The organism is Mesorhizobium sp. M1406 (assembly GCF_040317555.1).
Classification (GTDB): domain Bacteria; phylum Pseudomonadota; class Alphaproteobacteria; order Rhizobiales; family Rhizobiaceae; genus Mesorhizobium.
The window spans coordinates 55,392-73,721 of sequence record NZ_JAMYKW010000013.1; the positions used below are offsets into that span (position 1 = coordinate 55,392).

An 18,330-nucleotide genomic window follows, 5' to 3' on the forward strand; every position below is an offset into this window, starting at 1 on the left:
GAAAAAACTAGCCTGGCGGCGGGGCGCCTTCGTACTGCGGCAGGCCGTCATCGAGCACCAGCCAGGGCTGCTTCGAGGCCGTGAAAATATGCATTTGCGGCTTGAAAACGGTGGGGTCGTCGAGCGAACCGGTGGTGATGCCGATAATCCCCGCGGAATCACGCCGGGAAAACATCGTCGTGCCGCAGTTCGGGCAAAAGCCGCGCTTGAGGTCCGGCGAGGAGTTTACCGTCGCCAGCGGCCCGTCGACCGTCAAATCGTCGATGCGAAACAGCACACGTGCGTTGAAGGCGGCGCCGATCGCCTTCTGGCAAACGCGGCAGTGGCAAATGCGCTCATTGATCGGGGCCGCGTCCGCGCGGTAGCGCACCGCCTTGCACAGGCATCCGCCCTCATATCTTGCCATTGTCTGGATCCATTGGTGGGAGAGAATAGGGGCAAGTTAGTGGCGGGACCGTTTGGGTCAATTGAAAAGCTTTGATACAACGTCATCGCTTATGCTGATGCGGGCGGCCATGACGCCGGACATCGAAACCATCGTAATGACCGCGTGAAAATCCGCCGACTGCCGCTAGACAGCCGGCGGTTTGGGCGGTCATTCCGTTTCGCCGACCACCTCGTCCCAGGTCTTCACCTTGGTCTCGCCATTGAGGAAAGGCAGGGCCGCGGCCGTCAGTTCCGGGGCGAAGAAGACGTCGTAGTGGGTGCGGTTGGGCAGGATCGCCAGCCGGTTCTGCGACAGGTTCTCGCGCATCCAGCCGGCGTCCTTCAGCCCGCCGCCGAGCATCTGGTAAAACTTGATCTCATGCTCGGGCTTGTACATATCGCTGTCGCCATAGGCCAGCATGACCGGCATCTTCAGCTTGGCGACGTCGGCCGAGTAGTCGTAGTTCTGGCGCATGAAATTGCCAAGCGCGTCGAGCAGTTTCGGGAAATCGTCTGGATGTGGCGCCACCGCGACATAGGATTTGTACATCGGCGTGTCCTTCATGAACTTAGCCGCGGCCGCGCTCACCTGCGCCTGCTGCGGGCGCATCTCGTCATAGAAACCGTCGGCCGCATAGCCGGTGGATACCAGCACGAGGCGGCGCACCGCTTCGGGATGCTGGACAGCAAGACGGAATGCGACGCCGCCGCCCAGGGAATACCCCATGACGTCGATCTTGTCGTAGCCGAGCGCCTTGACGATGGCGGCCATGTCGTCGCCCATCGCCTCCAGGCTGAACGGCCGATCGCCGAGTGCCGTGCGGCCATGGCCCTGCAGGTCGACGCCGATGACGGTGCGGTTTTCGGCAAGTTTCGGCAGGATCGGCGCGAACATATCCGTGGTGCCAAGACCGCCATGCAGCAGAAGCAGCGGCTCGCCCTTGCCATAGATGGCATAATAATAGTTCAGGCCGTTGATCGGCAGCAGGCCGGACTTTTCCGGCTTCGGCAGTGCATTCGTTTCAGTCGTCATGGCGGATTTTGTCTCCTCTGCATTGGTGGTGCCCGGGCAGCCAACGAGTGCTGCGACCGAAGCAAAAATGGCGAAAAACAGGGTTTTGAGCATATCAATCTCCTCTCCTGCCGATATCAAAGCGTCATGCCGATCAAGGCGTTTGGCCGATCAAAGAGTTTTAGCGAGTTCTTCGAGCTGGTCGGTGCACTGTCCCCAACCCTCGTGGAAACCCATCTTCTCATGCTGTTCGCGGTCTGCGACGCTCCAGTGCCTGACCCGAGCGATGTAGCGGGTCTTGCCGTTGCCCTCGTCCTCGAAGGTCAGCACCACGGTCATGAACGGCTTTTCCGATGGCTCCCAAGCCTCTGTGTAGGCGTCGGTGAAGACGATCTTCTTGCCGGGAACGACTTCAAGGAAAACACCAGGGTTGGGGAATTCGTTGCCGTCCGGGCTAGCCATGACGACAAGGCTCGAGCCGCCGCTGCGCACATCCATCTCGGCGCGCGGCGTCGTCCATGGCTTTGGCGAGAACCATCGCGTGACCAGCTTCGGATCGGTCCAGCAGCGGTACACGTTCTCGCGCGGCGCATCGATGATGCGAGCCAGGACCAGTTCGCGGTCGTTGGCGGGAGCGATGTCGAGCTTGGTGGTCATGAAGATGTCCTCGGCTGTCGGTTTGATCTGGCTTCCGTCCCAAGGACGAGCCGATGAACCGCAAGCCGACACCGCCGGCGAAAAAATGTCAGCACCGTCTCCATTGGCCCGAGGCGTCACCCAACTTCGTCATCCTCGGGTCTGCGCCGCGTCGCTGCGCTCCTTGGCTCCGCCCGTGGATGACGAAGCGATGGGCGCGTTTCCGCCAATCGCCGGGGCATTCAACTTATTAAGGCAGCATATTTGATCCAGAAACTGGGTGTTCTTGTCGACGTGTCAGTGACGCTTGGCTTGCACCAGATAGGCCTCGATCTCGGTCTCGCCGAGCCACTTGGCCGCTTCCAGCCGATGCAGGCCTTCGACGAGGATATGGCGCTTGCCGTCATGGCGAACCTGGATCGGCGTCTTCATGCCGTTTTCCAGAATGTCCTCGGCCAGATGGCGGACGGTCTCGGGATGCAGCGTCTTCTTGCGCGCCGTCGGCACGTAGATCTCGTCGACCTTGACCTTTTGCACTCTGAGCATGCCGATCCCCATGGCGGAAACGCCGCCTCCCCTGAGATAGTCCGTTTGATGGAGGCGGCCAAGGGTGCGGCTAACGAATGCTGGCCCGATCGTTTCCATTTGACGCTGGACCGGCAGATCGCCGAAATGGCGGCCTCGAACTTCTCCGGTGTTCATGACCCATTTGCCGACCGAGTTTCCCGATTTCGGACTGACGCCGGAGCAGCGCCGGCACGCGGTGCGCGGCCATTACTACGAGTGGCCTGGCATGGATGGCGAGCGCGGCGAGATCTGGTGCTACAGCGACCGGTTTTCCTATCGCGCCGGCGAGACGGTGGCGTTGCATGTCAGTTCGACGGCCTCGCGGTTCAATATCGCAATCGTCCGCGACGGCGGCACGGAGACCAAAGTGTTCGAGCAGGCAGGCATTGCGGCACGCTGGCAGGACACGCCCGACCAATGTTCGGCCGAAGGCTGCGGCTGGGATGCGTCCTTCGAATTCCGCGTCGAGGCGGACTGGCCGTCCGGAGCCTACCGGGTGACGCTGACCGCCGATGGCCGTGATGGCAAGCCGATCCAATGCCACCATCTGTTCATCGTCAGCCCACAGCCAGGCCCCAAACCCGGCCGTGTGCTGCAGGTGGCGGCGACGGGCACCTGGCTCGCCTACAACACTTGGGGCGGCTCCAACCACTACCAGGGCATCACCGGGCCGGACCGCAACCAGTATTCGCCCATCGTGTCGACGCAGCGCCCATGGTGCCGTGGCTTCGTGGTGCTGCCGAAGGACGCGCCACGCGTGCCGCTGGAAGTCGCCGTGCCGCCGAAGACGGTGCCGCGTTATCCGCACATGGAATGGGCGCTCGCCACCGGCCATTCGAAGAAATACGCTTCGTCGGGCTGGGCCAGCTATGACAGCCACTTCTTCCGCTTCGCCGAACGGGCCGGCTATGAGGTCGATCTCGCCAGCCAGCATGATTTGCACTTTTCGCCCGAGATTCTCGACGGCTACGACTGCGCCGTCTTCGTCGGCCATGACGAATACTGGACCTGGGAGATGCGCGATGCCGTCGACAATTATGTCGGGCGCGGTGGCCATGCGGCGCGCTTTGCCGGCAATTTCATGTGGCAGACGCGGCTCGAGGACGAAGGTCGCCGGCAGGTCTGCTACAAATATCGCTCGCGTGCCGAAGACCCGGCCTATCTCCCAGGCGGCGACGTCACCCGCGCCACCAATTCCTGGGAAGCGCCGGAAATCGGCCGGCCGGGTTCGGCGACCTTCGGGCTCAATGCGACGCGCGGGGTCTATACCGGCTGGGGCGGTTGCGCGCCGCGCGGCGTGCGTGGCTTTCCGGTCTACCGGCCCGAGCACTGGGCCTTCGCCGGCACTGGCATCTACTACGGTGACCTGCTGGGCGCCGACAGCCATGTCTACGGCTATGAGGTCGACGGGCTCGACTTCGAGATACGCGGCGGCCTGCCCTATCCCACGGCCAAAAGCGGCGCACCTGATGGCCTCCAGGTTCTCGCCGTCGGAATGGCCAGCCAGGTCGAGGAAAGCGCCGATATCCCGATCGAGGACCAGTTCCTCACCGACGAGGATGGGCGCTTCACCGCCGAAACGCTGTTTGGCGAGGCGAGCGACGCCAATCTGGAAAAAGTCAAACGGGGCAATGGCATGATCGTCAACTTCCCGCGCGGCAAGGGCGAGGTGTTCCACGCCGGAAGCTGCGAATGGGTCGCAGGCCTGCTAAGACAGGACCCGATGGTCGAACGCGTCACAAAAAATGTCCTCGATCGTTACCTCGGAAAGTCCTGACATGTCGAAAACCCAGACCGCCGCTCAAGACACCGAAGCTCGGCGAGAATCGCACCTGTTCTATCTGTCCAGCCTGCGCCGGCCGCTGATCGACCGCGCCGAAGGCATCTACATGTGGACGCAGGACGGCCGCCGCTTCATCGACGGATCGAGCGGCCCGATGGTCGCCAATATCGGCCATTCCAACCGCAACGTGCTGGATGCCATGAAGCGGCAGATGGACCGCGCCACCTTCGCCTATCGGCTGCATTTCGAGAACGAGCCGGCGGAGGAGCTTGCGCGGGAACTCGCCGGCAAGCTGCCGGAAGGCATGGACCGCATCTTCTTCGTCTCGGGCGGCTCGGAGGCGACAGAATCCTGCCTCAAGCTTGCGCGGCAATGGGCCGTCGCCACCGGCCAGGCCAGCCGCTGGAAGGTGATCACGCGCTTCCCCTCCTATCATGGCGGCACGCTGGGTTCGCTCTCGATTACCGGCGACGATGCACTTGCCGAAACTTTCGAGCCGATGATGCGGGTGATGCCGACCGTGCCGGCGCCGAACGCCTGGCGCGACCGCGACAATCTTTCGATGGAACAGCGCGGCATTCGATATGCCGACATGCTGGAGGAGAAGATCCTGGCCGAAGGGCCGGAGAGCGTGGTCGCCTTCATCATGGAGCCGATCGGCGGTGCGGCGACCGTGGCCCTGGTCGCGCCTGACAGCTACTATCCGCGCATCCGCCAGATCTGCGACCGCTACGGCATCCTGCTCATCCACGACGAAGTGATGAGCGGCGCCGGCCGCACCGGAAAATTCCTCGGCGGCGATCACTGGAACTGCAAGCCCGACATCGTCGCGCTGTCCAAGGGACTTGGCTCGGGCTATGTGCCGCTTGGCGCGCTGGCGGCACCGATGCGGCTGGTGCAGCCGCTGCTCGCCTCGGGCGGCTTCCAGCACGGCCACACCTACGCCGGCAATCCGCTGGCCTGCGCCGCAGGGCTTGCGGTGCTCGGTGAAATGGACCGGCTTGACCTGATCGCCAATGCGGCTGCCATGGGCGACGTGCTGATGGACGGGCTGAAGAGGCTGGCGAAACGGTTTCCATTCATCGCCGACGTGCGCGGCAAGGGCCTGCTCACCGGCGCCCAGATGGTTGCCGATCCCGAGACGCTCCGACCGATGGACCAGACCAGGAAGGCCACGCAGCGGCTGCTCGACCTCGCCTATGAACGCGGGCTGATCATCTATGGCCGCAGGGTCAAGGGCGGCGTCGACGGCGACAATTTCATGGTCGCGCCGCCGATGATCGTCACCAGGGAGCAGGTCGGCGAGATCGTCTCCATCATCGGCGACTCGCTGGACGTTCTCGCTTCCGAGCTCGACCTGCCGGTCGAAGGTCGGGGGTAGAAGAATGGCGCCGAGAAAGGTCATCATCACCTGCGCCGTCACCGGCTCGGTCCACACGCCGTCTATGTCGCCCTATCTGCCGGTGACGCCGGACCAGATCGCCACCGACGCGATCGCCGCGGCCGAAGCCGGCGCTTCGATCCTGCATCTGCACGCCCGCGACCCCAGGGATGGCCGCCCAACCGCCGATCCGGATGTCTACATGCAGTTCCTGCCGCGCATCAAGCAGGCGACGGATGCGGTGATCAACATCACCACGGGCGGCTCGTCGCTGATGACGCTGGATCAGCGGCTAGCTGCACCGCTCAGGACCGAGCCGGAGATGTGCTCCCTCAACATGGGCTCGATGAATTTCGCGCTGTTTCCCATGCTCGACAAGCCACGGGAATGGCAGCACGAATGGGAGCCCAAGCTGCTGGAAGCGACGCGGGACACCATCTTCAAGAACACCTTCGCCGATATGGAAGGCGTGCTGGAGAGGCTGGGCAAGGGCTGCGGCACGCGCTTCGAATTCGAGTGCTACGATGTCGGCCATCTCTACTCGCTGGCGCATTTCCGCGACCGGGGCCTGGTGTCGGGACCGCTGTTCATCCAGTTCGTGCTGGGCATATTGGGTGGCATCGGCGCCGACCCTGACAATCTCGTCCACATGAAGCGCATCGCAGACAAATTGTTCGGCGACAGCTACCAGTTCTCGGTGCTGGCCGCCGGCCGCAATCAGATGCCGCTGATCTCGATCGCAGCAGCCATGGGCGGTAATGTCCGTGTCGGGCTGGAGGACAGTCTTTATGACGGCCGCCAGCTGGCGAAATCCAATGCCGGCCAGGTGCGCCGCATCCGTGGCATTCTCGACGGGCTCTCGCTGGAGGTCGCCACGCCCGCCGAAGCGCGCGACATGCTGGCCCTCAAGGGCGGCGACCGGGTGGCGTTTTGAGAGACGACCGTGATCAATCCATCAGCCAATGACGTCCGGCTTCGCCCCGGAACCCTTGATGACGCCGAAACCATCCATGCCGCACTCTTGCGCCTCGGCACCCATATCGGCGCGCATGAGGAGATCACGTCCACCGCTGATGATCTCCGCCGCTACGGCTTTGGCGAAAAGCCAGCTTTCTCGACGTTGATCGCCGAGGTCGGCGGCGAGTTCGCCGGTCTCTGCCTGTATTTCCCGATCTTTTCGACCTGGATGGGGCGGCCTGGCGTCTATGTGCAGGACCTCTATGTCGAGGACCGTTTTCGCGGCCGCAAGATCGGCGAGCGGCTGCTGCGGCACGTTGCGGCGCGGTGCCGGAAAGAGGGCGGCGCCTATCTCAGACTGTCCGTCGACACCGACAATGAGGGCGCCAAGGTCTTTTATGAAAGGCTGGGCATCGCCTGGTCGAGCTATGAGCAGACGCAGAAGATCATCGGCGAGGCCTTCTTTGCCTTCGCCGACGCGACCGAGAATGGGGAGCAGGAATGAAAGCCTTCTACGCCGAGGAGCAGAAGCGCCACGACCCCAAGGCATTTCTTTCGAGCGGTGCGGCGCAGCCCAATCCGGAAAAGCCGGAGCGCGTCGAGAGATTGCTAGCCGGCGCAAAATCCGCAGGCTGCACGATCGAGCGGCCGCGCAATCATGGGCTCGGCCCGGTCGCGGCGGTGCATACACCGGAATATCTGCATTTCCTCGAACATATCCACGCTCGCTGGCAGCGCATCGAGGGCGCGTCGGCCGAAGTGATCCCCAACATCCACCCGATCGCGCGCAACGGCTCCTATCCGGCCTCGGCGGTCGGTCAGGCCGGCTACCACATGGCCGATACCGCTTGCCCGATCTCGGGCGAGACATGGCAGAGCGCGCTGTGGAGCGCCTGGAGCGCGGTCGAAGCCGCCGAGGCGGTGATATCAGGCGCACCGGCCGCCTACGCGCTGTGCCGCCCGCCCGGCCATCACGCCTTTGCCGATGTCGCCGGCGGCTTCTGTTTCATCAACAACTCGGCCGTCGCCGCGCAGGTCTTGCGCAAGCAGGCGGCGCGGGTAACGATCCTCGATGTCGACCTGCATCACGGCAACGGCACGCAAGGCATCTTCTATTCACGGCCTGATGTTCTCACCGTCTCGCTGCATGCCGATCCGGTGCGCTTCTATCCGTTCTTCTGGGGCCACGCCGACGAGCGCGGCGAAGGGCCTGGCCTCGGCTACAATTTCAACCTGCCGCTGCTGCGCAAATCCACTGATGCGGCGTTTCTGGAATCGCTAGAGGTGGCGTTCCAGCGCATCCGTGCCTTTTCGCCCGACGCGCTGGTCGTGGCGCTCGGCCTCGACGCGTTCGAGGGCGACCCGTTCGGCGGACTTGCGGTGACGACACCGGGCTTCTCGCGCATCGGCGAGGCCATCGCAAAGCTCGGCCTGCCGACGGTCATCGTCCAGGAAGGCGGTTATCTCTGCGATGAGCTCGGCGACAATCTCACCGCCTTCCTCACCGGCTTCGGCGGCAAGGCGCGGTGATTTTGCCCTGACAGTGCGTCAGGAGCGCTGTTGTCTGAGCATCGCAATCACCCGATGCACGCTCTCCAGCGTCTCGTCGATTTCGGCAGATGTGTTGTAGTGGGCGATGCCGATGCGCACGACGCCTTGCTCGGCCGGAATGCCGAGCTGGTGGACGATCTCCCAGGCATAGTTGTGGCCGGACCACAGGAAGATGTTTTCGGCGTTCATCTGCCGCACGATCGTTTCGGGCACGATGCCGTCGACCGTGAAGGACACGGTCGGCACGCGATCGCCAAGCTGCTTCGGATCGGTGATGCCGTGGATGGTCAAGCCCCCGATATCGGACAGGCCATCGACCAGCCGTTGCGCCAGCGGGTTCTCGTAGGCGGTCGAGACGTCGAACGCCTTGGCGATCTTCCGCCTTCTCGAACCGCCCTCGCCCGCAGCGGCGCCGAGATCGGCAAAGTAATCGACGGCGGCGGTGAGGCCGGCCATCAGCTCGATCTGCGGCGTGCCCAGTTCAAACCGCTCCGGCAGGTCATTGGACGAGCAACGGCACTTGTAAGGTTTCAGACCATCGATGACGTCGCGCCGGCCCCACAATATGCCCATATGCGGACCGAAGAATTTGTAGGCCGAGCAGATCAGGAAATCGCAGCCGATGTCCTGCACGTCGATCAAGCCGTGCGGAGCGAACTGCACGGCGTCGACATAGACAATGGCGCCGGCATTCCTGGAGATGGCGGTCAGCGCCTTCACCCGGTTGATCGAGCCGGTCAGGTTGCTGGCGTAGTTCAACGCGACCAGCCGGGTCCTATCCGTAAGCAGCGGGGCCAGCGTCGCCTCTTCGACCTGCCAGCTCTTTTCGTCGAACGGCAGCCAGCGCACGACGAGGCCGAGGTCCTCGGCCAGTTGCAGCCAGGGTGAGACGTTGCCCTCGTGGTCCATGCGGGTGAGGATGATCTCGTCGCCAGGCTGCATCGTCCGGCCAAGCGTGCGCGACATGTGATAGGTCAGCGTCGTCATGTTGGCGCCGATTATGATCTCCTCGGTGCTTGCGGCGCCAAGGAAATCGGCCATTGCCGCGTGCGCCTCGTCGACGACGGCCTGCGCGGCAACCGTCGTTTCGAAATAGCCGCCGAGATTAGCATTGGTGGTCAGGAGACAGCGCGACACGGCGTCCGCGACGGCTTGCGGCACCTGCGTGCCGGCAGGGTTGTCGAGATAGATGCGGCGGCGGCCCTTATCGGTCAAGGAAAGAGCCGGAAACTTTTGACGCACTGTCTCGACCGGAAAATTCATTGTCGCCCGCTCCCTTGGAATTATCGAGTATTCGGCCACATCCGATCCCGTTCAGGGACAGGGATTGCCGACCCGCTGGTGGATCGCATCCACCGCCTTCTGCATCTCCTCGGTCCAGACGACATCGACGGAAGACAGCGCCATGTCGAGCTGCGAAATGGTCGTCGCGCCGACGATGTTGGAGGTGACGAAGGGCCGACTTGAGACATAGGCATTGGCAAACAATGCCGGCTCTAGGCCAAAGGAGCGCGCCAACTCATTGTATTCGAGCTGGGCTTCGGCGGCACCTGGTGTCTCGTAGCGCTGGCCGCGGTTGAACAGTTGCGAACGCGACCCCTGCGGACGCGCGCCATGGTCGTATTTGCCGGTGAGGTAGCCTTGCGCCAGCGGCGAATAGGGGAGCAGCGACACCTGCTCGCGCTCGCAGACCTCGGCGAGGTTCACCTCGAAGGTGCGGTTGACGAGATTGTAGGCGTTCTGGATCGACGCGACGCGCGGGCCGATACCCTTGTCAGCCTCGGCAAGGAACCGCATCACGCCCCAGGAACTCTCGTTCGACAGGCCGAAATGGCGGATCTTTCCCACCTTCACCAGTTCGTCGAACACGGCGAGCGTCTCGGCGATCGGTGTTTCGTCGGCCGGCGCGCCCACAGAATCGGCGCGCGGCGATACGGCGCCGACGCGCGTCGGATTGGCGCCCCAGGGAATGTCCCGCTCCGGCCAATGGATCTGGTAGAGGTCGATGTAGTCGGTGCCGAGCTTGGCCAGCGATTTCTCGATGGCGTCAAAAATATCGGCGCGCACCAATTGCGATGGCCTGTCGCCGCGAAACCACCGGTTGGCCGTGCGGCCGACGACCTTGGAGGCAAGGATCACCTTGTCGCGGTTGCGGTTGGCTTTCATCCAGCTGCCGATGATCTTTTCGGTCCACCCTTGCGTCTCCGCCTTGGGCGGGATCGGGTAGAGTTCGGCGGTGTCGATGAAATTGACGCCGCGCGAGAAAGCCAGGTCCATCTGGGCGTGGCCTTCGGCCTCTGTGTTCTGCTGGCCCCAGGTCATGGAGCCCAGGCAGATTTGGCTAACAAGAAGATCGGTCCGACCGAGACGGCGTTTGTGCATGGGATTCTGCTCCGGAGGAAAAGCGTGCGCGGCAGCGCGGGGAGGAAGTCCCAAAGCAGAGGCGCTCTCCAAGCCTCGCCAGACCGACTTTTGCGTGAACAAGCTACGTTAGCGGCGAGCACCGGCCAGCGCGCGGCGCTTGGCCTCGTCGATCAGCATGTTGGCCACCTGCATGCGGATCATGGCGCGCTGGCGCAGATGCGGTGCGACACGGTCGGGATGATTGGCGAAGGCAAAGCTGCGGCGCATGCGGCTGAAATCGGCGACCTGCTTGGGCTGATTGAGGCCAAGTTCGACGGCGATGGATTCCGGATCGATCGGCGGCAGCTTCTCCTCGGGCTTTGGCTCTTCGCCGGCGAGAGCCAGTTTGGCATGATCGAGCAAGGCGGCGAATTCGGTCGCCAGATCAGCACCCGCCTCGCGATATTCGGTGGCAAAGCCGCTGCCAGAAACCTTGATGCGGCCGGAATGGAGTTCATCGGCCACCGAGAGATAGTCGAACGGGATGGATGGACGCGCACCGGCCTCCTCGCCCTCGATCCCGTCGCCCTTGTCGGAAGCGACGAAGAGGTCGTCGAGCAACGAAGCGAAATCCCGCTTGGTGCCAGTCGCGATGTCAGCCTCCTCCTTGCCAGACTATCCGGGTGTCGAAGCATAGAATCGGCTCGTTAAAAATGCATGCCATCGATCTTAACGAATTTAGCATTGCCTGGATTGATGCTCGGACACCGCAATCCCGGACAAAAAGCCGGAACGCACTTTCATGCATCCGGAATTCGCCAGGAGTGGCGAGGAAAAACCGGCCATGTAGCCAGCATTCGAGCCTGCGGGGCTCGCCGTGCAAAAGTTTCAGTCCGTTGCAAAATATGGCCGAAGAAATCACCAGCACATGGCTGGCATGCAAATGCTGCACTGCACAATTGTCACGATTCACCTATATTGGCGGCCGTGGAGGACCAACCAGGGGCTTGAATTATGGGTTTCTTCATTGAAATGTTCGCCCGGCCGCGGCCGCAGGAGCATCTGAGATACCGATCCGCGCTCGCACTGCTCCATGCGATGAGCAATGCCGACCGCGCCGACATCGGTATCAAACCGGCCGACTTTCCACGCATTGCCCGCGAAATGTCCATTCGTTAGGCGTATACCGTCGCGAGATGTCCCGGCCTCCACGGGACATCTCGAAACTCAATCCTCAACGCGCTCCCAGGAACGTCGCCTTGCCCAGCGGCACGCCGTTGTGGCGAAGGATGTCGTAAGCCGTGGTGAGGTGAAAATAGAAGTTGGGCATGGCCACATGCAGCAGATACTGCATGCCGGGCATCGAGCTTTCGCGTCCGCCAAGCTTCAGTTCGATGATCTTGTCATCCGAACCGTCGAACTCGTCCGCCGAGAATGTCGCCAGAAGGTCCAGGGTCTTCGTGATGCGCGCCTGGACATCGGCGAAACTCGCCTCGTTGTCCTCGTATCTGGGCACCTCGCGGCCGGCGAGCCGCGACGGCGCACCCTTGGCATGGTCGGTGGCGATCTGCACCTGCCGGGTCAGAGCATACATGTCGGGCGCCAGCCGCGACGTCAAAAACACCTGCGGGTCGATCTTGCGGTCAATCGCATTCTGTTCGGCGGTCGCAAGCACATTGGAAAGTGCTTTCAGCCTGACTGAGAACACAGGCACGGATGCCTCATACATCGATATGGTCACGTCAAATCTCCTGTCCGGCCGAACGCCGGCGGATGCGACGTAGCGCCTTCGCGCACGATTCTTCAAGACCGCCGAACCAGCGCCACCACGTTGCCGCAATCGCCATAGTAGACTCTCCTATCGAGCGGAGATTCCCGATGAGACGCGCCCTTTTCGCAGCGACTGCCTTTCTCTCCCTTGCCCCGATCGGCCAGACGGCATTGGCCGCCGAAGATGCGCCCGAAGCGCCCTATATCGACGACAGGTCGAGCGCCGAGGCGGTCGTCCGCTCGCTCTACAGCGCCATCAACCGGCATGAATTCGCCCGCGCCTGGGGCTATTTCGGCGATACGAAGCCGGCAAAGGATTTCGACAGTTTCGTCAAGGGCTATGACGGGACCGACAAGGTCGAGGTCGAGACCGGGGCCGTTTCGGACGAAGGTGCAGCCGGCAGCATTTTCTACAACGTCCCCGTCGCCATCCGCGCCACCGACAAGACCGGCGGCGAGAAGGTCTTTGCCGGCTGCTATACGCTGCGCCAGGTGAATGCGCAGATCCAGGCGGCGCCACCCTTCGATCCGATCCATATCGAAAAAGGCGCGCTGAAACCCTCCACCGCTGATTTCGAGGAGGCGCTGCCGCCAAGCTGCGGCGACGGGCCGCCACCGCCGAAGAAGGACACGGCACTGGAGCAGGCCAGGAAGGCCTTTCTGGCGACCTATGGCGACCAGTGCGACAAGCAGTTCCTGGCCAATGAGCCGGAGGGCTTTTCGATCAAATACAAGGACAGGAATGCGCAGCCCGGCGATCCTGACAAGGAAACGCGGCTGTTTCATTTTTCGTGTTCGGCCGCCGCCTACAATGAAAGCTCGGTCTACTACATGACGGATGAGGTGGACGGCGTGCGGCAATTGCAGTTCGCCGAACCGGAGACCGATATCCGCTACGAGAACAACGACAGTGACGGCAAGCTGTTGAGCGTGACGGTGATCGGCTTCCACACCACGGGATGGGCCACCAATTCCGACTATGACCCGGACGCCCATACGATCACCACGTTCAACAAATGGCGCGGCATCGGCGATGCCTCCGACTCCGGCACATATCTGTTCCGCAACGGTGATTTTTCGCTGGTCCAGTACGACGTCGATGCGTCCTATGACGGCGAGGAAAATCCGCAGACGGTTGTCGACTACAACACCGCGCCGTAGGGAAGACTCAAATCAAGAACGCCGCGTTCGACCCGTCCTTCGCTTTCACCTTCTCGTTTCAGGCCGCGAACGCATCGGCCGAAAGAAGGCGCGAATGTCCTGGACCAGAAGATTCGGTTCCTCCAGCGCAGCGAAATGGCCGCCTCGCGGCATCGGCGTCCATCGCTGCACGTCGAAGACCCTCGCCACCCAGGAGCGCGGCGGCATTGGCAACTCGCGGGGGAAAAGCGCTACCCCAAGCGGCGGCGAAACGCGCTCCAGAGCCTTGAACGCAAGAGGGGAGAGCCGATTCTCCTTGTAGAGCCGCAAGGACGAGGTGAGCGCATTGGTGAACCAGTAGAGAGAAACGTCCGTAAGGAGCGCGTCCATGCCAAAGGCGCGTTCCACGTCACCGTCGCAATCGCTCCAGGAACGGAACTTTTCGATCATCCAGGCCGCGAGACCGACCGGCGAGTCAGTCAGCGCATAAGCGAGCGTCTGAGGCTTCGTGCCCTGCAGATGGGCATAGGCACCCTCCGTAGCCGTCCAGGCCGCAGCCTTGTCCAGAAAGGCCTGTTCCTCAACGGTGACAGGTGGCTGAGCTGCACCCAAGGGTGGCCGATAGCTCCCGGGAATGTAATTGACGTGGACGCCAAGCACATTTTCAGGAAGGAGCCGCGCCATCCAGGCGGAGACGCCCGCGCCGATGTCGCCGCCCTGGCAAGCGAAGCGGTCATAGCCGAGCCCGCACATCAACTGCACCCATAGCTCCGCGATGCGGCCGGAGTGGAAGCCTGGTTCCGTCGGCGCCTGCGAGAAGCCGTATCCGGGCAAGGAGGGAACCACGACGTGGAAAGCGTCGGCTGGGTCACCACCATGGGCAGATGGGTCCGTCAGCAATGGAATGATGTGTTCCATTTCGATGAAGGAACCGGGCCAGCCATGCGTGATGATCAGCGGCAGCGGCGCCGGTCCGGTGCCTGGCTGGTGGACAAAATGGACGTCCAGGTTGTTCACCCTAGCCAGATATTGCGGCAGCCGGTTCAGCCGCGCCTCTTGCGCTCTCCAGTCGAAGCGATCTCGCCAGTAATCCGCAAGGCGCCCCATGAACGGCAGGTCGGCCCCATCGTTCCAGCCTGTTTCGTTTAGAGAAACTGGCCATCGCGTTGCGTGAAGACGGTCCTGGAGATCCTCAAGTTGTTCGTTCGGAATCTGGATATTGAAGGGGCGAACGTCCATCGTCGTGCTTCCGAGCTGTTGGATCATATCAGCCTACACCAGCAAGAGGATATCGGCCGAGCAATGACCGCCAAACCCACTGCACTTTGGCCGATATACATCAGGGCGCCTTCGACAGCATCCAGTTGAGCGTGCCGCGCCAGTCGATCATGCGGATCGGCGTGCCATGGGTGCCGGTCTCGAAACGGACGAAACGCGTCGGATAGGGATAGGCTTTCGATCTGGCGATGATCGAGCGGAAGAAGGCTTCCTGCTTTTCCACCGGGAAAACCACGTCATGGCTGCCTTGACCGAAGAAGATCGGGACATGGCGCCGGAAGGCGGGGCTTGCCAGGAAACTCTCGTCCCATAGCGAACCGAGCAGCAGCAGCCCGTTGATGCGCCGGCCGGTATCGTTGCGGGCGGCAAGCTTCCAGCACAGGGCGCCGCCCATCGAGCCACAGGCGACGAAGATCTTCGCGCCCGGCGATTGCTCGGCATAGTGATTGATCAGGGCCGCGACCTGCGCCGCGCCGGTGTCGCCGAAATCGGAAAAGTCCGGACTGAGATAGAGGCCGCCATTGCCGGCCATCAGGTTCTTGAGCCGGTTGAAATTACCGCCGAAGGTGAAGTCGTCGACGCCCTGCTTGCGGCTGCCGCCCTGCCCGTGCAGGTAAAGCACGATGATGCCGGCGCCCTCGGTCTTGCCGACGGCAATATGCCTGACATCGCCGGCATCGGTCTTCAAGAGCAGATCCTGCTGCACCTTGCGAACGCCGGTGTCGGTGTATTGGGCGTGCACCCGGCGCTCCGGGACCTGGTCACGCTGGTTGATGTCGCGCATCTCGCGATAGTCGATGACGGTGTAGGCGCCATTGGTGTCGGACGACAGCGTGGCCGGATAGGCGAAGAGATCGTCCTTGAAGGGCTTTAGCTCGAGAGCGGTGGCGTAACCGGCAGAAAACAAGAAAAATATCGAAATCAGAAAGGCATGGAGCGTGACCGCCCCCCTCTGACCTGCCGGCCATCTCCCCCTCAAGGGGAGAGATTGGATGCGCCTTTGGCTTTCGCCAATCTCCAAAGTTGCAAGATGGACGCCGCCATCGAAGCTGCCGATCTCTCCCCTTGAGGGGGAGATGGCCGGCAGGCCAGAGGGGGGTAAAAGCGCAAACGCAGAGGGAAGGAAGCGAGTAGCCATGCCCAAGGCATGCGTAATTCGGCTTGGGTTTGTCAATCCTGCAGCACGCCGCCGGCGCCTTCCAGCGCCTCGCGTGTGTCGACATCGACAGACGCCGCCGTACCGATCTCGACATCGATGACATCGAGCCCTTCGGTCTCGACCAGATGGCGTGCGCCGGTATCGCCTTCGAGATGGGCGATCGCCGGGAATAGCGAACGCGGCAAAAGCACCGGGTTGCCGCGTTTGCCATTATGTGAGGCGCGGACCACCGAATTGCCGCCGGCCTTGCGGAAGGCATCGATCAACCTGTCGAGGTCATCGGACGCGATACCCGGCATGTCGCCGAGAACGATCATTACACCGGCGGAGTCTTCCGGCAGATAGGCAATGCCGGTTTTCAGCGAGGTGGACAGGCCTTCGCTAAAATCGGGATTGTCGGCGAAGGTCACGTCGAGGCCCGCCAGCGCCGCGCGCACCCGCTCGCGCTGGTGGCCGGTGACGACAATCGTGTTAGACGCCTTCGAGCCGAACGCCCGCTCGGCGGTGCGGCGCACCAGCGGCTTGCCATCGAACAGCGCCAGCAGCTTGTTCGGTCCACCCATGCGGCTCGACCGGCCAGCCGCTAGCAGCACGATGCCGACCTTAAGCTGGCTTTTGGCCGGCAGCGGTTCGCGCGGCTGCGGCCGCGTCGGGATTTCCATCAGCAGCCCGCCGACCCCCATGCCGGCGATATCCTTGGCGGTCACATCAAGGCCGGCGATCAACCGATCCAGCACCCAGTCGAAGCCGTTCTCCTTGGGGCTGCGGGCGCAGCCGGGCGCGCCGATGACGCGCTTGCCATCAAGTGTGCCGAGCACCAGCAGATTGCCGGGATCGACCGGCATGCCCGCGCGGATGACAGTACCGCCCGCCCTCTCGATGGCGGCTGGAACGACATCGGCGAAATCGCTCATTGCCGAGGCGCCGAAGATCACCACCATGTCGTTGTCGCGCGCCAGGGAGGCCGCGGCTTCCGCCACCGGTGCGATTTCATGCGGCGTACGGCGCTCCGCCGTCAGCCTGCCGCCCGTGCGCGCCAGCCGGGCCTCGGTGACGCGCAGCGTCTTGTCGAGCACTCCAGGCTTGATGCCCGGCAGAACCGTCTGGATGACGCCGACACGCACCGCCTGGTAGGCATTGACGGCAAAGATCTCGCCGCCCGCGCAAATTTTTGTCGCGGCGTCGACCAGGGCTGAACTGACCGCGAACGGAATAATCTTCACCGTCGCGACCATCTGGCCTTTCTCGACCGGCGCATGCTGCGCCAACGTGGCGATGGTGATGGCCGGATCTATGGCATTGATGGCGTCAACCATCGCGGCATCGACCGTGAAGATGCCCGACGCGCTGGCATGGAGATTGACCCGCCCGGTCGCGGCCGACCTGGCCTCGATGCCGCGAAAGGCCATGCTGTCAGCGATCGCCTGCGCGGCGGCATCCTCGCTGAGGTCGTCGGCGGCCAGCACGGCCGCAACGACCTCAGAAATACCGGCGGCCCGCAGCAGCACCACGTCTTCGGCGTTCAGCCTATGCGCCTTGCGGAAGCGGCGTTCACCAGCGGTGGTGGCATGCGCCAGCACCGCGCCTTCAGCCGCCTCGATCGGGATCGATCCGAACTTCACGCTGCCGCGCCTTTGGCTTCCACACCGCGCGAACGGAAGGCGTGGATCGCTTGCGCCAGCACCGCAACTGCGATCTCAGCCGGGCTGGCAGCACCTATGTCGAGTCCGATCGGCGCATGAATACGGGCGATCTGGTCGGCGGTTGCGCCCAGCGCCAGCAGGCGCTCGACACGCTTGGCATGCGTCTTCCTGCTGCCGAGCGCTCCGACATAGAAACAGTTGGCGTCGAGCGCGGCCTTCAGGGCGAAATCATCGATCTTCGGATCATGGGTGACGGCGGCCAGCGCCGTGTAGCTGTCGAGCGGCTGGCGCTTCAGCACATCCTCCGGCCATTCGGCATGGAGCGCCACGTCGGGAAAGCGATCCGGGGTGGCGAAAGCGGTGCGGGGATCGATGATCTCCACGGGGTAGCCGGCGATTTTCGCCATCGGCGCCAGCGCCTGGCTGATATGGACAGCGCCAATGACGACCAGACGCGGCTGTGGCAGGTGCGCATTGAGAAAGAAGGTTCGCCCCTCGGCTTCGACCGAACCGGAATTGCCAGTGCGGAACGTCCTGGCGATCGCGGCGCCGAGATCGCCGGCGACCTGATCGCCCTCGCGCACGATGCGGTCGCGGCCATCACCGAGATCGGTGACAAGGATCGCCGCGCGGCGGGCGCGGCGTTCGGCGTTCAAAGTTTTTAAGGCATAGGGATCCATCCGA

Annotated in this window: 19 protein-coding genes; 7 read left to right on the forward strand and 12 right to left on the reverse strand. The window is 63.0% G+C overall.

Annotated elements, in window-relative coordinates:
- Window positions 1-7 precede the first annotated feature (7 nt).
- From NKH03_RS13820 to NKH03_RS13835, 4 genes are all read right to left on the reverse strand, one after another.
- Entirely contained in the window at window positions 8-406 is a 399-nt protein-coding gene (locus tag NKH03_RS13820; RefSeq protein ID WP_352864076.1) for a GFA family protein, read from the reverse strand.
- Window positions 407-595: 189 nt separating this feature from the next.
- Entirely contained in the window at window positions 596-1,552 is a 957-nt protein-coding gene (locus NKH03_RS13825) for an alpha/beta fold hydrolase (protein WP_352968796.1), read from the reverse strand.
- A 57-nt stretch (window positions 1,553-1,609) separates the two neighbouring features.
- On the reverse strand, window positions 1,610-2,095 hold the full coding sequence (locus NKH03_RS13830; protein WP_352877267.1) for an SRPBCC family protein: 486 nt from the start codon (window positions 2,093-2,095) through the stop codon (window positions 1,610-1,612).
- Between the two features lie 276 nt (window positions 2,096-2,371).
- Window positions 2,372-2,620 (reverse strand): ParB N-terminal domain-containing protein, encoded by a 249-nt coding sequence (locus NKH03_RS13835; protein ID WP_013532091.1) that lies wholly within the window; start codon window positions 2,618-2,620, stop codon window positions 2,372-2,374.
- Between the two features lie 154 nt (window positions 2,621-2,774).
- On the opposite strand from NKH03_RS13835, the gene NKH03_RS13840 reads away from it, so the two are divergent.
- Genes NKH03_RS13840 through NKH03_RS13860 form a run of 5 tightly spaced genes read left to right on the forward strand, consistent with a single transcriptional unit; the run spans window position 2,775 to window position 8,292 of the window.
- Window positions 2,775-4,418: a N,N-dimethylformamidase beta subunit family domain-containing protein gene (locus NKH03_RS13840; protein WP_352968797.1), complete on the forward strand. Its 1,644-nt coding sequence runs from the start codon at window positions 2,775-2,777 to the stop codon at window positions 4,416-4,418.
- A gap of 1 nt (window position 4,419) precedes the next feature.
- Complete coding sequence (locus NKH03_RS13845) at window positions 4,420-5,805, forward strand: aminotransferase family protein (protein WP_352968798.1); 1,386 nt, start codon at window positions 4,420-4,422, stop codon at window positions 5,803-5,805.
- A gap of 4 nt (window positions 5,806-5,809) precedes the next feature.
- Entirely contained in the window at window positions 5,810-6,739 is a 930-nt protein-coding gene (kce, locus tag NKH03_RS13850) for a 3,5-dioxohexanoate:acetyl-CoA acetone transferase (RefSeq protein ID WP_352968799.1), read from the forward strand.
- Between the two features lie 12 nt (window positions 6,740-6,751).
- A complete protein-coding gene (locus tag NKH03_RS13855) occupies window positions 6,752-7,267 on the forward strand; it encodes a GNAT family N-acetyltransferase (RefSeq protein WP_352877368.1) in 516 nt (171 codons plus the stop codon).
- The gene (locus tag NKH03_RS13860; RefSeq protein ID WP_352968800.1) at window positions 7,264-8,292 is read left to right on the forward strand and encodes a histone deacetylase family protein; all 1,029 of its coding nucleotides are present in this window, start codon (window positions 7,264-7,266) and stop codon (window positions 8,290-8,292) included. The genes NKH03_RS13855 and NKH03_RS13860 overlap by 4 nt, the downstream gene beginning before the upstream one ends.
- Window positions 8,293-8,310: 18 nt before the next feature.
- Here the strand turns inward: NKH03_RS13860 and NKH03_RS13865 are convergent, their stop codons facing one another.
- The 3 genes from NKH03_RS13865 to NKH03_RS13875 all read right to left on the reverse strand — a co-directional run bounded on the left by NKH03_RS13865 (window position 8,311) and on the right by NKH03_RS13875 (window position 11,277).
- Window positions 8,311-9,576: a cysteine desulfurase-like protein gene (locus NKH03_RS13865; protein ID WP_352968801.1), complete on the reverse strand. Its 1,266-nt coding sequence runs from the start codon at window positions 9,574-9,576 to the stop codon at window positions 8,311-8,313.
- Window positions 9,577-9,627: 51 nt separating this feature from the next.
- Complete coding sequence (locus NKH03_RS13870) at window positions 9,628-10,695, reverse strand: aldo/keto reductase (RefSeq protein ID WP_352864053.1); 1,068 nt, start codon at window positions 10,693-10,695, stop codon at window positions 9,628-9,630.
- A gap of 108 nt (window positions 10,696-10,803) precedes the next feature.
- Window positions 10,804-11,277, reverse strand: a complete 474-nt coding sequence (locus tag NKH03_RS13875) for a hypothetical protein (protein ID WP_056594422.1) — start codon at window positions 11,275-11,277, stop codon at window positions 10,804-10,806.
- A 393-nt stretch (window positions 11,278-11,670) separates the two neighbouring features.
- Here NKH03_RS13875 and NKH03_RS13880 point away from each other — a divergent pair, with 393 nt between their 5' ends.
- Window positions 11,671-11,835 (forward strand): hypothetical protein, encoded by a 165-nt coding sequence (locus NKH03_RS13880; RefSeq protein ID WP_352968802.1) that lies wholly within the window; start codon window positions 11,671-11,673, stop codon window positions 11,833-11,835.
- Between the two features lie 55 nt (window positions 11,836-11,890).
- Here the strand turns inward: NKH03_RS13880 and NKH03_RS13885 are convergent, their stop codons facing one another.
- Window positions 11,891-12,397 carry a DUF1993 domain-containing protein gene (locus NKH03_RS13885; protein ID WP_352968803.1) on the reverse strand — a complete coding sequence of 169 codons (507 nt, stop codon included), beginning with the start codon at window positions 12,395-12,397 and terminating at the stop codon, window positions 11,891-11,893.
- A gap of 137 nt (window positions 12,398-12,534) precedes the next feature.
- Between NKH03_RS13885 and NKH03_RS13890 the strand changes: the two genes are divergently transcribed.
- A complete protein-coding gene (locus NKH03_RS13890) occupies window positions 12,535-13,587 on the forward strand; it encodes a DUF1176 domain-containing protein (RefSeq protein ID WP_352968804.1) in 1,053 nt (350 codons plus the stop codon).
- 45 nt (window positions 13,588-13,632) lie between these two features.
- Here NKH03_RS13890 and NKH03_RS13895 read toward each other — a convergent pair whose 3' ends face one another.
- The 4 genes from NKH03_RS13895 to NKH03_RS13910 all read right to left on the reverse strand — a co-directional run bounded on the left by NKH03_RS13895 (window position 13,633) and on the right by NKH03_RS13910 (window position 18,326).
- A complete protein-coding gene (locus tag NKH03_RS13895) occupies window positions 13,633-14,832 on the reverse strand; it encodes an epoxide hydrolase family protein (protein ID WP_352968805.1) in 1,200 nt (399 codons plus the stop codon).
- A 73-nt stretch (window positions 14,833-14,905) separates the two neighbouring features.
- Complete coding sequence (locus NKH03_RS13900; protein ID WP_502913516.1) at window positions 14,906-15,760, reverse strand: alpha/beta hydrolase; 855 nt, start codon at window positions 15,758-15,760, stop codon at window positions 14,906-14,908.
- A gap of 254 nt (window positions 15,761-16,014) precedes the next feature.
- Window positions 16,015-17,625 (reverse strand): NTP transferase domain-containing protein, encoded by a 1,611-nt coding sequence (locus NKH03_RS13905; protein WP_352968806.1) that lies wholly within the window; start codon window positions 17,623-17,625, stop codon window positions 16,015-16,017.
- Window positions 17,622-18,326, reverse strand: coding sequence for an XdhC family protein (locus NKH03_RS13910; RefSeq protein WP_352877243.1), 705 nt, complete (start codon window positions 18,324-18,326; stop codon window positions 17,622-17,624). The genes NKH03_RS13905 and NKH03_RS13910 overlap by 4 nt, the downstream gene beginning before the upstream one ends.
- Window positions 18,327-18,330: the final 4 nt, after the last annotated feature.